At 45.9% G+C, this 13,120-nt stretch carries 13 protein-coding genes and 1 other RNA gene; 11 read left to right on the top strand and 3 right to left on the bottom strand.

Annotated elements, in window-relative coordinates:
• Position 1 precedes the first annotated feature (1 nt).
• The 4 genes from CZ502_RS07035 (at position 2) to ssrA (ending at position 2,671) form a co-directional block, all read left to right on the top strand.
• Entirely contained in the window at positions 2-460 is a 459-nt protein-coding gene (locus CZ502_RS07035) for a MarR family winged helix-turn-helix transcriptional regulator (protein ID WP_076460996.1), read from the top strand.
• 3 nt (positions 461-463) lie between these two features.
• On the top strand, positions 464-1,270 hold the full coding sequence (locus tag CZ502_RS07040) for a Cof-type HAD-IIB family hydrolase (protein WP_076460998.1): 807 nt from the start codon (positions 464-466) through the stop codon (positions 1,268-1,270).
• A gap of 323 nt (positions 1,271-1,593) precedes the next feature.
• Positions 1,594-2,202 carry an aggregation-promoting factor gene (apf, locus tag CZ502_RS07045; RefSeq protein ID WP_076461000.1) on the top strand — a complete coding sequence of 203 codons (609 nt, stop codon included), beginning with the start codon at positions 1,594-1,596 and terminating at the stop codon, positions 2,200-2,202.
• 93 nt (positions 2,203-2,295) lie between these two features.
• Positions 2,296-2,671: a transfer-messenger RNA gene (gene ssrA / locus CZ502_RS07050) on the top strand.
• Positions 2,672-2,919: 248 nt separating this feature from the next.
• Here ssrA and CZ502_RS07055 read toward each other — a convergent pair.
• Both CZ502_RS07055 and CZ502_RS07060 read right to left on the bottom strand, forming a co-directional pair.
• Positions 2,920-3,156 carry a hypothetical protein gene (locus CZ502_RS07055; protein ID WP_083673336.1) on the bottom strand — a complete coding sequence of 79 codons (237 nt, stop codon included), beginning with the start codon at positions 3,154-3,156 and terminating at the stop codon, positions 2,920-2,922.
• A 42-nt stretch (positions 3,157-3,198) separates the two neighbouring features.
• The gene (locus CZ502_RS07060) at positions 3,199-3,822 is read right to left on the bottom strand and encodes a histidine phosphatase family protein (protein ID WP_076461002.1); all 624 of its coding nucleotides are present in this window, start codon (positions 3,820-3,822) and stop codon (positions 3,199-3,201) included.
• A 288-nt stretch (positions 3,823-4,110) separates the two neighbouring features.
• On the opposite strand from CZ502_RS07060, the gene serC reads away from it, so the two are divergent.
• From serC to CZ502_RS07090, 6 genes are all read left to right on the top strand, one after another.
• Positions 4,111-5,184 carry a 3-phosphoserine/phosphohydroxythreonine transaminase gene (serC, locus tag CZ502_RS07065; RefSeq protein WP_076461004.1) on the top strand — a complete coding sequence of 358 codons (1,074 nt, stop codon included), beginning with the start codon at positions 4,111-4,113 and terminating at the stop codon, positions 5,182-5,184.
• 13 nt (positions 5,185-5,197) lie between these two features.
• Positions 5,198-6,364, top strand: coding sequence for a phosphoglycerate dehydrogenase (locus tag CZ502_RS07070; RefSeq protein WP_076461006.1), 1,167 nt, complete (start codon positions 5,198-5,200; stop codon positions 6,362-6,364).
• A 172-nt stretch (positions 6,365-6,536) separates the two neighbouring features.
• Positions 6,537-7,472, top strand: coding sequence for a hypothetical protein (locus CZ502_RS07075; protein WP_076461008.1), 936 nt, complete (start codon positions 6,537-6,539; stop codon positions 7,470-7,472).
• Positions 7,473-7,619: 147 nt separating this feature from the next.
• Positions 7,620-8,339: a response regulator transcription factor gene (locus tag CZ502_RS07080; protein ID WP_076461010.1), complete on the top strand. Its 720-nt coding sequence runs from the start codon at positions 7,620-7,622 to the stop codon at positions 8,337-8,339.
• Positions 8,339-9,826: a sensor histidine kinase gene (locus CZ502_RS07085; protein WP_076461012.1), complete on the top strand. Its 1,488-nt coding sequence runs from the start codon at positions 8,339-8,341 to the stop codon at positions 9,824-9,826. The genes CZ502_RS07080 and CZ502_RS07085 overlap by 1 nt, the downstream gene beginning before the upstream one ends.
• A gap of 170 nt (positions 9,827-9,996) precedes the next feature.
• Positions 9,997-10,857 (top strand): GRP family sugar transporter, encoded by an 861-nt coding sequence (locus CZ502_RS07090; protein ID WP_076461014.1) that lies wholly within the window; start codon positions 9,997-9,999, stop codon positions 10,855-10,857.
• A 65-nt stretch (positions 10,858-10,922) separates the two neighbouring features.
• Here the strand turns inward: CZ502_RS07090 and CZ502_RS07095 are convergent, their stop codons facing one another.
• Positions 10,923-11,537: a sugar O-acetyltransferase gene (locus tag CZ502_RS07095; protein WP_076461016.1), complete on the bottom strand. Its 615-nt coding sequence runs from the start codon at positions 11,535-11,537 to the stop codon at positions 10,923-10,925.
• Positions 11,538-11,714: 177 nt separating this feature from the next.
• On the opposite strand from CZ502_RS07095, the gene CZ502_RS07100 reads away from it, so the two are divergent.
• Complete coding sequence (locus CZ502_RS07100) at positions 11,715-13,073, top strand: glucose-6-phosphate isomerase (protein ID WP_076461018.1); 1,359 nt, start codon at positions 11,715-11,717, stop codon at positions 13,071-13,073.
• Positions 13,074-13,120: the final 47 nt, after the last annotated feature.

Raw genomic sequence — 13,120 nt, forward strand, 5'->3', positions numbered from 1 at the left:
AATGGCAGTCGAAGATGAACTATTAGACCAGGCAATCAGTATCTATTTGACGGGGCTTAAGGGCCTTGATACCTTTATTTCCGAGCCGGCTAGCGAGTATGAGTTATCCTTTGAGCAATTTCTGATCTTACGGACAATTACCAAGCAACCGAAGATTAAGCTGATGGATATTGCCGAACAGCGGCAGGTCACCCGAAGCGCTGTTTCCCGGCAGCTGAAGGTCTTGTTGCAACATGACTATGTTAACCAAGAGGCAGACCCTGCTGACCGGCGGCGGATGTTTTTGGTGCCAACCGATACCGGTAAGCAGGTTGAGGCAAAAATCTGGCAAAAAATTAATCACCGCTTCTCCCGATGGGTTAAAATCTATGGTGAGGACCGGGGAAGAGAATTCCTCAACCTTTTTGAGGATTTTAACAAGCAGATTATCCAGGGAACGGCAAAGAGTAAGGAGAAGTAGAAAATGATTAAGATGATCGCACTAGACTTAGATAACACGCTCTTAAACAGCAATAAGGAAATTAGTCAGCGGAACGAAAAGGTACTGAAAAAGCTCCATGAGAAGGGAATCCACGTTGTATTATGCACGGGCCGGCCGATTAACGCTATCTGGCCATACATTGAGCAGCTCGGGCTGACTGCGCCAGATGACTTTACCATCACTTTTAACGGGGGTCTGGTAATCAATAATGTTACGAAGGACCACCTGTTTGAACTGGGGATGCAAAAATCTGACTTACAACCGTTATTTGACTACGTAAGCGACAAACAGATTCCACTTGATGTCTTGGACTTTGAACGGGTCTATGAACTAACCGACAATCCGGGGTCGATTTACCGGACAGTTTTGAAGAATATTGAATTCCAAGATACCGCGCTGAAAGACTTACCGACAACAACCTACAGTAAGGCGGTAATGGCTATTCCGGCGGAAAAGTTGACGCCGATTATTAAGGCCTTACCAACCGACCTCACAGCTCACTATCACGCAGTCCAGTCACAGCCAATGATTATGGAGTTTCTTCCCCAGAACGTCGATAAGGCAGTCGGCCTTAAGGCGTTACTAGGTCACTTCGGTTTGGACTTTAGTAACCTGATGAGCTTTGGCGATGCCGATAATGACCTGGGGATGATTAAGGCCGCAAGCCAGGGGATTGTAATGGCAAACGGTTTGCCTGCGGTAAAGAAAGCGGCTACTGCTTTGACAGATAGTAATGATGATGACGGGGTCGCTACTTATTGTGAGCAATATTTTGCAACAATTCTGTAACAAAAGGACTATTTTGGGACAATAAAAGGACCACTTCAACGAAAAATATGAATTTTTCTTGAAGAATTGGTCCTTTTTATTGCCCTTTTTTAGTAAAAGGCCACGAAATGTTATGTCTACCGAAACCCCTTGTTGCCAAAGGGATTGCGAGCGAAAATGATTTAAGTTTTCGTTAAATGTTACAAATAGGTTACGAATAAGAGAAGGAGAATGGAAAATAGAAATGGCGTTGTTACAGGTTAGTAATATTGGGAGTGTAGTATATAGGGTGTTGAAACGGAAATAAATAATTTGCTAAATAATAAAGGATGGTTGTTTAATTTATGATTTCTAAGAAAAACTTTGCTAAAGTATCTGCTACTCTTGGTGCAGTGGCCTTAGGTGTGGGTGCAACTGCTAATGTTGCCAACGCCGACGCAATCTACACCGTGCAAAGTGGTGACACACTTTCAGGTATTTCTTACAAATTTGCTAAGGACAACAGCATGATCAATGATCTTGCTAAGAAGAACAATATCTCTGACATTAACAAGATCTACGTTGGTCAAAAGTTAATCATTAAGAGCGATGGTGAAATCCAAGAATACAACGCTCAAAATGCTGCAAAGGCAAACCTCAATAACTCACAACAAGCTGCTCAACAAAACACCCAGGCAGCACAAAGTCAACAAGGCCAAGCTAGCCAAGGCTACACTTCAAATGCTTCTGGTTCAGAAGCCGCTGCAAAGGCATGGATCGCTGCGCGTGAATCTGGTGGTAACTACAACGCTACCAACGGTCAATACATTGGTAAGTACCAATTATCAGCTTCATACCTTGGTGGTGACTACTCACCAGCCAACCAAGAACGGGTTGCTGACCAATACGTTGCAAGTCGTTACGGCTCATGGCAAAACGCTCAAGCCCACTGGCAAGCAAACGGTTGGTACTAAAATTAACCGAAGAAATAAAACGAAGCACATCGAAAACGGTGTGCTTTTTTGTATGCAAGGGATTGGAGATATGGTAAGATAAGAGGTGTTCATGGGGATGTTTTTTGGATTCGACAGGTATAGTTCGAGTTTCAACTGCGTTTCGAAGGTTGCGTCTTCGTAAAAACGCTCAGTTTTAAATTATAACTGCAAACAATAATTCAAACTCATACGCATACGCTGCCTAACAAGTAGCGCGCGTAGATCTGCACCGGGTTCGTCCATGATGCGGCTGTAGGTTTTATATGTTAGTGGACTACGCTTATTACTCCCGTTTGAAGTACTAAGAAGAGATTAATCAAGCTAGCTAGTCAAGTTGGCCCTGATCAACGGCGTTTTGGTTAGCGAATCTTAAATAGTTGAGATATGAACGTAGAGGTTGGAATGGCGATATGCTTGGACACGGGTTCGACTCCCGTCATCTCCATTTTGTAGGTTTTTAGCGCTTTTGTATCTGCTTAAAACGTTGATATAAAGGCGTTTTTATTTTTGAAAAAACACTGAAAACAGTATTTTTACAATGTTTGCGACAATACTGCGACAAAATTTTCTTTTTGGTATATCCGAAAAGCTGGAAACTGAATATAAATTTTTCTAGGCAATTGGACTCTGCTTATACTGAAGCAGTGTTTGATTGCCTAGCTTTTAGTATTCACATCATTATCAGACAACCACATTTCATCCAATTACCTCAATTTTTTCCAACTCATAATCAAGCCTCATGACATAGCGTCTCGCTAAGGGGCCGACCGCTGGCACAAAGGTGATATAGGATCCCTCATCATCATTGTCCCAGCTGGAAGTTACGTCGATTAGGCGGCCTGTTAAAATTGTCCCGTCCTTAAAGATGGCCCTGATATAGGCTGGTTGTTCAAAGATAAGGTCATAAAACTTCATTACTTCATTTTCTGTCATGCGAGCACTCCCTGTATGCGGGATTTTTATTTTTGCTAAAAACTAAAACTGATTATCGACCACCCGGTTGTAATAAATCAGGTGCTGGTCAAGGGTGTGGGGATCGACGACGATCTTGGAAACACTACAGTTAGTTGGTTCGAGGATTTCTAGTCCGTGAGTGTCAACTGCATTAGCGGCAAATGAACGGACGGTAAAGCCGTGGGTGACGACAACAACCCGCTCGTCAGGATGGCTGCTGACGACGTCCTCCGTAAATGAGCGGACGCGTTGCTCTACCTGGGCAAACGTCTCGCCGTGAGCCGTGGTGGCATAGTCCGGCCGCACATCCTTGATTAGCGGGTAGAAGAGGTCCGGGTACTTGGCCATCAGCTCGTTGTTTTGCTGCCCGTCCCAGTCACCGTAGGAAATCTCCAGGAGCCGTTGGTCAACCGTGACGGGTAAGTGGAGTTGGTCATTGATGATTGCTGCCGTTTGCCGTGTCCGGTGAAGAGGGGAAACGTACAGGTTTGTTAGCTTTCCTGGATTAAAATATTTTGCAAGCCGCATTGCCTGTTCTTTTCCGGTCGCTGATAGGTGAGTCCGGTGGTCGTCGATTGTTCCCTGCTTTAAGCCAGCGGCATTAGCGGCAGTTTGCCCGTGGCGGATGATATAAAATTCTGTCATTAGCGTTTCTCCTTTTTGACTTTATTATAACAAAGTCTTGACTAAAGATGAAAAATAGATTAGAGTTTAATTAACGATTTTGAAGCCAACAGATAGGAGGACACCATCATGCAATTAGGACATACTGTAATCGCATTAACATCCTCCCAGTCTTCTAGTAATTAGAAGGCTGGTCTTTTGGCGCGGCCTTCACTTATGAGTGTGGGGGCCGATTAACGGCGATAAATATCATACGCCCCCACTTTCACCGGTGGGGGCTTTTTTAATACTATTTTGGAGGAAAGACAGATGACAGGATATAACTTTGCTGCAGGGCCGGCAGTCTTACCACGGCCAGTGTTAAAGAAAGTTCAAGCAGAACTATTAAATTATCATGATACCCAGATGAGTATTCTGGAGATCTCTCACCGGTCAGCACTGTTCGATGAGATTTATACGGCAGCTAAGGAACGGGTCCTTAAGTTATTAAAATTAGCTAGTGATGATTATGACGTCTTGTTCCTGCAGGGCGGGGGAACTCTCCAGTTTGCGATGGTCCCGCTCAACCTGGCAGTTAACCATCACCGCGTGGCCTATGCCAATACCGGGCACTGGTCAACACGGGCAATTGCGGAAGCAAAGAGAATTCCCGGACTGCAGGTCGATGAGGTAACCAATGCTGGCCCAGACTTTACCACAATTCCGGAAGTACCTGCTTTAGCGGCTGGAAAGTACGACTACTTGCATATCACGACCAACAACACAATTCACGGGACCGCTTATCAGGATTTGCCCGTGACTGATGTTCCCTTGGTTGGTGACCTATCGTCAAACTTCCTGGGGCAAGTCTATGACTTTACTAAGTTTGACCTGCTGTATGCTGGTGCCCAGAAGAACTTGGCCCCGGCCGGGTTGACAATTGTGGTAGTCAAACGCGAACTGTTAAATAAAGAGAGTAACTTGCCAAGCATGCTCAACTATCCGGCCCTCGCAAAGAAAAATTCAACCTTGAACACGCCGCCAGTATTTCAGATTTACGTTGCCAACCTTGTTTTGCAGTGGTTAGACGAGCAAGGTGGGGTTGCCGCGGCAGAAGAACAAAACAAGCGGAAATCAGCGCTGATCTATGACTTCCTCGATAACTCAAAGTTATTTACCAATAAGGTGGTTCCAGATGCCCGGTCACTGACGAACATTCCGTTTACCACGGGGAAGGAAGAACTGGATCAACAATTCATTGCTGCCGCTAATCAGGCGGGCTTGCTCAACCTCAAGGGTCACCGTTCAGTTGGCGGGATGCGGGCAAGCCTCTATAACGCGATGCCATACGCGGGCGCGGTTGCGTTGCGCGATTTCATGGCAAAATTTGAACAGGAACACTAAGGGAGGAATTACGATGTATCAAGTAAAGACCTACAATGCAATCGCCCAACGCGGGTTAGACGAACTGACAGCTGACTACCAGGTGAATCAAGAAGGCGCGGCAGTCGATGCCTACATGATTCGGAGTGTCGACCTTCATGACCACCACTTTCCCGACTCGTTAAAAGTAATTGCCCGCTGTGGGGCTGGCTTTAATAATATTCCCCTGCATGTAGCGTCAGAAAAGGGGATCGCGGTATTCAACACTCCCGGTGGTAATGCCAACGCGGTCAAAGAACTGATTATTGCAATGATGATTGCCACTAATCGAAACCTGATTGGAGCGGCTGAATGGAGTGCCCAAGCCGCACCCGGTGCCGACATTACCCTGCGGACGGAAAAGCAAAAGACCCAGTTTAAGGGGCAAGAAATCCTCGGTAAGCGGCTTGCGGTAATTGGGCTGGGGCATGTCGGCTCGCTGGTTGCCAATGCCGCGGTTGACTTGGGGATGGACGTCATTGGTTATGACCCATACTTGTCAGTAGAGTCGGCATGGAACCTTTCCCGGGATATTAAACGGGCCGGGACAATTGCCGAGGCAATCAAAGGAGCAGATTTTGTCACCGTCCACGTTCCCAAAAATGAAGAAACGACCGGCCTAATCGGTGTGCCCGAGTTTAATGAAATGAAGCCAACAGCGGTCCTGTTAAACTACTCTCGCTTAGGCATTGTCGATAATGCGGCGGCGGTTAAAGTATTGGCAAACGACCAGTTACGCCACTACTGCACCGATTTTAGTGACGAGCAGATTTTGGACAATGACAAGGTAACGATCACACCCCATATCGGTGGGTCAACCGGGGAAGCGGAAGCCAACTGTTCACTGCTGGCGGCTCGTGAAATTATGGAGTTCCTGGAAAACGGGAATACGGTCAACGCCGTCAACTTGCCAAATGTCAAGATGCCTTTTGCTAGTCCCTACCGGATTACCGTCATCCACCGTAACATCCCTAACATGCTGGGGCAGATAACAACGGTGCTTGCTGGCGCAGGGTTGAACATTGAAAACCTGGTTAACCGGGCGAAGGATGACTATGCTTATACAATGGTCGATGTCGACCGCCTTGACCAAGCGGTAGTTGCGGCGCTTGAAGAGATTGACGCAGTGAGCCGGGTGCGGCTGATCGTGAAAGAAGGTTAGGAAAGAGGGGCGAAAAGTCGCTCTTTTTTATTCAGTATTCTATTTATAGATTGATAACTTTGCTTGTAAAAAATAAGATTGTGAGAATTGGAAAATGTTTTTGTAACGCACAATATTATATGGTATTTTTGAAATTGGGGGTAATCAGTTATTTATAGGAGGATAATTTAAAATGGAGAAGCAAACTAGTGAGCAGGCACAGGTGCCGTCTGCGGAGTCGTGGTTTAAGAAAAATAAGTGGCTGGCAATTATCGGCGGCATTGTTATTTTAATCGCAGTTGTCGCTTGTGGGTGGTTATTAGTCCGTCCCCGGGTATACGGGACTTATGATGGCTACATTGATGGCAAAAAGGAAGTAAAGCTGGTGATTAATAAGGAAGGCAAAGACACCAAGCAAGGGTATTTGCAGTATACTTCCTCATCAGAAACCGGCCGGGCCATCAGACGGTTCACTAAATCACTGAATAAGAATGAGACAATTATCAATGAGTTTAGTGAATACCTGCAAGACGGTGACTCCGCAACCCTTAAGAAGATGATGCGCAGTGACCTGTATAAGAATTACCTTGAAAAAGGTAAGATGCCAATCCTCGTAGTTAAGCACGATGGTGACTGGTACTTCCAATTAGATGAAGAAAAGTACCTTGATGCGGGCTTTGAAAAGAAGGGCCTTGATGATATCCGTAGTGGCCTTTTTAAGAAGGGCAAGTACTCTGAAGATAATAAGATTCACTATGGCTTCCACAAGTTGACGGTGGGACCAAAGGATAAAAATAATCTGTTCTACCGGGCAAATTACAAACCAAGTGACCCCGAGGACTGGGAAGATAAAAAGAATGAGCGGAAGTTAGCTAATGACTTTAATGAACTCGCTGATGATTTGGATGAACTATCAACAATGGTGGATACAATGCGCAATGTCGCTGCTCTTGGTGAATTAAGTGATATGCTTGATGAAATGGATGATGGTGACCTTGATGATTATGCCTTAGAAGACGGCGATGATGCAGATAGCAAAGCCGCTGATAAGAGCAGTATTGATGGTGATAATGCTGAAGACATCAACTATCTTCCTGGATTTCACCAACCACGGTTAGTCCTTGAATAATATCAAGAAATAGCGATGAGGTTGACGAATTATTCGTCGGCCTTTTTTATTCATTCCTTTTAGGATAAATCGTCCCGTGTGTTAAAATAAGGCATGCCCGCAATGGGGTGAATAATTTCTTACTTGTAGTATAAGGATATGATAGTTATGCAAATTTTGATGATCGAAGATAACCATTCCGTCTGTGAAATGATGGCAATGTTTTTTAAAAAAGAAAAATGGCAGTACGAGTTTGCCTATGATGGGGTTGAAGCAGAAGAAAAATTTAGTGCCGATCCTAATAAGTGGGATATTATCCTACTTGACCTAAACCTGCCGAAAAAGGACGGGATGCAGGTGGCGGCGGATATCCGGCGGGTCTCACCGACTGTTCCGCTGATCATGCTAACTGCACGGGACACAGAGAGTGACCAAGTCCTTGGCTTAGAGATTGGGGCGGATGACTATGTTACTAAACCCTTTAGTACGATTACCTTAATCGCCCGCATCAAGGCCCTCTACCGGCGGACACACTTAAATAAGTTAGAAGATGTTCAAGACACTGATAGTGATGAGACGTTTGATGTGAAGACGAAGAACTTTAAGATGAATACAAAGACCCGGGAAGTTTACCTCTATGGCAAACCAGTCAGTGACCTAACCCCGAAGGAATTTGACCTCTTAAAGACTTTGGCGGCTAAGCCACGGCAGGTATTTACCCGGTCACAACTATTACAGCTAGTCTGGGACTATGAATATTATGGGGATGAACGGACCGTTGATGCCCACATTAAGAAACTGCGGCAAAAGCTGGAAGACATCGGCCCCCAGGTTATCAAGACCGTCTGGGGGGTTGGTTACAAGTTTGACGATGAAGGTAACGACTGATGAAGTTAATGTACCGGTTGATGCTGTCGTTCTTTACGATCATCGTGACCCTAATGATTATTGTCAGTATTTCATTTATTAACGTGACCAATAACAGCATGTACCGTAATACCTGGCAACAGTTAAAAAGCTATTCTGATAGTCTTATCCAGGACTCAATCCGTTATAACATGGCGACCCAAAACTTTGAAGGCTTTGCAACGGCGTCATTGAATAGTAACGCCAACCTGCTGACCCGGCAGAACGTGCACTTTGCGATTTATGACACAACCCAGCGGAAAATCTTTGCCAGCAATGGCTTCGCGCCGACGATGAGCCGGGAAGACTGGAAAAAACTGCAAAAGGGTCAGACGGTTTATACTAAATTAATTACACCGAAGATCAATACCCGGATTTCTAACACGACGGCGCCGCGGATGACCGAAGTTTCACGTCCCTATTTTTATAAGGGCAAGATGATTGCCGTCGTGTCGATCGCAACCTTTGTTTCAACAATTGAGCAGAATATGCACCAAATAAAGGTCAACCTAATCATGGCCTTATTGATTGCCAGCCTAGTAACCTTAGCCGTCAGCTACTTCCTTGCCCGGTCAATCACCCGGCGAATTGGTCGTTTGCGGATGGCCACTCACCAAATTGCCCGGGGAAACTATAATGTAGAAGTTGATGAAAAGGGCCGTGATGAAGTGGCCGATCTGGGGCGGAGTTTTAACCAGATGACGGCTTCACTACGGGCGTCGCAGCAGGAAATCCGTCGCCAGGAAGAACGACGGCGGCAGTTTATGGCTGACGCCGCCCACGAGATGCGGACACCATTGACGACGATCAACGGGATCCTTGAGGGCTTGCAATACGATGCGATTCCGGAAGAGGATAAGAAACACAGTATTCAGTTAATGCAAAATGATACCCGGCGGTTAATCCGGCTGGTCAATGATAACTTGGATTATGAAAAAATCAGGACCAACCAGATTGCGATGGAGCGGAAAGTCTTTGATGCCGCCGCCGTTTTGACTAACCTGCGTGAGCAGTTATCGAAGAAGGCAACGGAAAAGGGCGATGAACTCCAACTAGCAGTGACGCCAAACTTGCGGGTTTATGCGGATTATGACCGTTTTGTTCAGATTATGTTTAACATCATCCAAAATGCCATTCAGTTTACTGACAACGGAGTCATTAAGATTAGCGGTAAGCGCCAGGAACACGGCAGTCAATTCCAGATTGCAGATAACGGGATTGGGATGACGAAAGACCAGCTTGATAATATCTGGGAAAGATATTACAAGGCTGACCGTTCCCGGATGAATACTAAGTATGGGGAGTCGGGTCTTGGCCTGGCCATTGTCCACCAGCTAGTCCACCTCCACGGCGGAAAAATCGCCGTTGATAGCGAATACGGTAAGGGGACGACGTTTACCCTTTACTTCCCTGACCGGGACTATGCCCCGCACAATAACCAGCAAACCGACCATAGTGATAAAAAGTAAGCCAATAATTTAACAAAACGTTTTAACGCAAGTGTTAAAGCGTTTTTTACGTAACTAGACCAATTTTAAATTTTAAACAATCGAATGTAAACGGTTGCGTAAGCGTTTACCCAGTGATAAACTATTAACTCGTAATATAAATATTGCGGATTGATAGGAGAGAATTAATTATGAGTTACTTACTTGCTTTAATCCCCGCAATCGGTTGGGGAATCATGCCACTGATCACTGGTAAGATTGGTGGATCTGCTGTTAACCAGATGTTTGGGATTGGTGCGGGGGCAACACTTGTTGGATTAGTTGCCTTTATTATTGGCCACCCAACGGTTAGCACCGCTGGTTTCTGGTTCTCGGTTCTTTGTGGAGCCTTGTGGACGATTGGTCAAATCGGGCAGTTTATTTCATTCAAGCGGATGGGGGTTTCCAACACAATCCCGCTGTCAACGGTGCTCCAGTTGATCGGTAACTCCTTGATCGGGGTAATCATCTTCGGTGAATGGCGTGGTGCCCGGGCCTTGACAGTTGGTTTCATCGCCTTGGCAATCGTTGTGGTTGGGGCCTTAATGACTTCTGTTTCTGACGAGTCATCGGACCAGAAAGTGACGGCAAAAAACTTCTTATTCTTACTTGTTACGACTATTGGGTACTGGGTTTACTCCGCATTCCCCAAGATGCCAATGGTTGCTAATGATAGTTCTTTGGGGATCTTCCTTCCAGAAATGTTGGGGATCTTACTTGGTTCAATCATTTACGCAGTTTGTTCTGGCAACATTGATTCCTTCAAGCAAAAGGAACAATACCAAAACATCCTGGGAGGGATCTCTTGGGGGATTGCGGCCTTGGCATACATCTTTGCTGGCCGGGCCCTTGGGATCAACACCGCCTTCGTCTTTACCCAGATGAATGTTATTATCGCAACAATCGGGGGGATCTTTATCCTTCACGAAACGAAGACCAAGCGGGAAATGTCATTTACTGTTCTCGGAATTATCTTCATCGTTGCTGGTAGTATCTTGACAAACTTTGCTTAAAGCATAAGCAACTTAAAAACAGGAGACTGAGAAAATATCTCAATCTCCTGTTTTTCTTTATCTAATTAATATGGATAATTTTCTAGGCGGTCCTTTTCGGTAATCTGGCGGATGACTTTACCGGGGACCCCGACAACAAGAGAGTTAGCGGGAATGTCCTTCGTTACCACTGTGCCGGCACCAAGGACGCAGCCATTGCCGATCGTTACTCCTGGACAGATGGTCACGTTTGCGGCAAGCCAGCAGTTATTGCCAATCGTGACTGGCTTCCCGTATTCATAGTCATCGATTTTCCCGTCCGCTTGTTTGCGGAGGTTCCGCTGTTGGTACATTAGGGGATGCATGGCGGTAATGATCGAAACGTTGGGGCCACACATGACATTATCGCCAATTGTTACCGGACAGGTATCGAGGACGGTGAAGTTGAAATTGGCATAGAAATTGTCACCAATTGTTGTAAAGCGTCCGTAGTCAATATTGATTGGTCCCTGAAAGTATGGCGACTTGCTGTGGTGGGGGAAAAGGCGGTCAATAATTGCTTCCCGTTCGACCGTGTCCTCATCAGCGGTCAAATTGTAGTCCCGGCATAAGCGGTGGGCGAGATGGGAAAATTCATCTAGCTCGGCAGTCCCCGGCCGGTAAGGCTTGCCGGCTAACATATCCTTAGTATTTTGCTCCAAAGTAGGTCATCCTTTCTCTAGCAAAGAAAACGTTATCATAATTGTTTTAATTATGGCGACGCTGGATAAAATTGTCAATATCGTCGATTAATAAAAAATTACTGGTTCTGATTGAAACCGACTTCATTATCCGCTATCATTTAATTGTTAAAATAAAAAAAGAAAGAAGCTATTGGAATGACACACATTAAATTTGACAGTAGCGCACTGAAGCAATTTGTCCACAAAAATGAACTTGGTGAGATGCAGGCAATGGTAAATGCCGCTGACGACCAGTTGCGTAACGGGACAGGTGCTGGTGCGGACTTCCGTGACTGGCTCCACTTGCCAACTAAGTATGACCGGGAAGAATTTGCCCGGATTAAGCAGGCGGCATTAAAGATTCAAAAGGACTCTGACGTCCTCGTCGTTATTGGGATCGGTGGTTCTTACCTCGGTGCCCAGATGGCAATTGACTTCTTGCACAACACATTCTACCAAGCGCAAAAGGCTGAAAAGCGGCAAGCACCACTGGTTGTCTTTGCCGGTAACTCCTTGAGCTCAACTTACATTCACGACTTGATTGAGTTGATTGGAGACAAGGACTTCTCGGTCAACATCGTTTCAAAATCTGGGACGACGACTGAACCATCCATCGCCTTCCGGATTTTTAAGGACCTCTTGATCAAGAAGTATGGCGAGAACGAGGCTAATAAGCGGATCTATGCAACGACTGATAAGGCTAAGGGTGCCTTGAAAGTCGAAGCGGATGCTCACGGCTACGAGAGCTTTGTTATTCCTGACGGTGTCGGTGGCCGGTACTCTGTACTGTCAGCCGTTGGGCTATTGCCAATCGCTGCTTCAGGGGCTGATATTGATAAGCTGATGGCCGGGGCTGCCCAAGCGGAAAAGGATTATGTTGATCCAGACTTGAGCGTAAACGAAGCTTACCAATACGCTGCCTACCGGAACATCTTGTACCGCAAGGGTTACGAGACCGAACTGCTCGAAAACTACGAACCCAACATGCGGATGTTTGCCGAATGGTGGAAGCAATTGGCTGGGGAGTCCGAAGGGAAGGACCAAAAGGGAATTTACCCATCGAGTGCCAACTTCACGACAGACCTCCACTCTCTTGGACAGTACATCCAAGAAGGACGCCGCTTCTTAATGGAAACGGTCGTTAAGCTTGATAAGCCAAACCATGACGTGGAAATTCCAACAGAACCAGATGACTTGGATGGCCTTGGTTACCTTGAAGGGAAGTCAATGGACTACGTTAATACTAAGGCTTACGAAGCGGTTGTTGCTGCCCACACTGACGGTGGTGTTCCAGTAATGACGGTGCACATCCCACAAGAAGATGAATACACCCTCGGTTATTTGATCTACTTCTTTGAAGTGGCAATGGGCATTTCTGGTTACTTAAACGGGATTAACCCGTTCAACCAACCAGGTGTTGAAGCTTACAAGACCAACATGTTTGGCCTGCTCGGCAAGCCAGGCTACGAAGAAGTCGGTAAGCAATTACGGGAAAAGATGGCGAAGAACGATTAATTATCATTTAGAGAGGTACGGGAAATCTTCCTGCTAACCTCTCTTTT

The sequence above is a fragment of the Limosilactobacillus caccae genome (assembly GCF_900156885.1).
In the GTDB taxonomy this organism is placed as follows: Bacteria; Bacillota; Bacilli; order Lactobacillales; family Lactobacillaceae; genus Limosilactobacillus; species Limosilactobacillus caccae.

Coding starts and splice junctions, on each gene's coding strand:
- CZ502_RS07080 (WP_076461010.1), top strand. CDS start 7,620: ATGCAAATTTTGATGATCGAAGATAACCATTCCGTCTGTGAAATGATG.
- CZ502_RS07100 (WP_076461018.1), top strand. CDS start 11,715: ATGACACACATTAAATTTGACAGTAGCGCACTGAAGCAATTTGTCCAC.
- serC (WP_076461004.1), top strand. CDS start 4,111: ATGACAGGATATAACTTTGCTGCAGGGCCGGCAGTCTTACCACGGCCA.
- apf (WP_076461000.1), top strand. CDS start 1,594: ATGATTTCTAAGAAAAACTTTGCTAAAGTATCTGCTACTCTTGGTGCA.
- CZ502_RS07060 (WP_076461002.1), bottom strand. CDS start 3,822: ATGACAGAATTTTATATCATCCGCCACGGGCAAACTGCCGCTAATGCC.
- CZ502_RS07090 (WP_076461014.1), top strand. CDS start 9,997: ATGAGTTACTTACTTGCTTTAATCCCCGCAATCGGTTGGGGAATCATG.
- CZ502_RS07040 (WP_076460998.1), top strand. CDS start 464: ATGATTAAGATGATCGCACTAGACTTAGATAACACGCTCTTAAACAGC.
- CZ502_RS07055 (WP_083673336.1), bottom strand. CDS start 3,156: ATGACAGAAAATGAAGTAATGAAGTTTTATGACCTTATCTTTGAACAA.
- CZ502_RS07085 (WP_076461012.1), top strand. CDS start 8,339: ATGAAGTTAATGTACCGGTTGATGCTGTCGTTCTTTACGATCATCGTG.
- CZ502_RS07070 (WP_076461006.1), top strand. CDS start 5,198: ATGTATCAAGTAAAGACCTACAATGCAATCGCCCAACGCGGGTTAGAC.
- CZ502_RS07035 (WP_076460996.1), top strand. CDS start 2: ATGGCAGTCGAAGATGAACTATTAGACCAGGCAATCAGTATCTATTTG.
- CZ502_RS07075 (WP_076461008.1), top strand. CDS start 6,537: ATGGAGAAGCAAACTAGTGAGCAGGCACAGGTGCCGTCTGCGGAGTCG.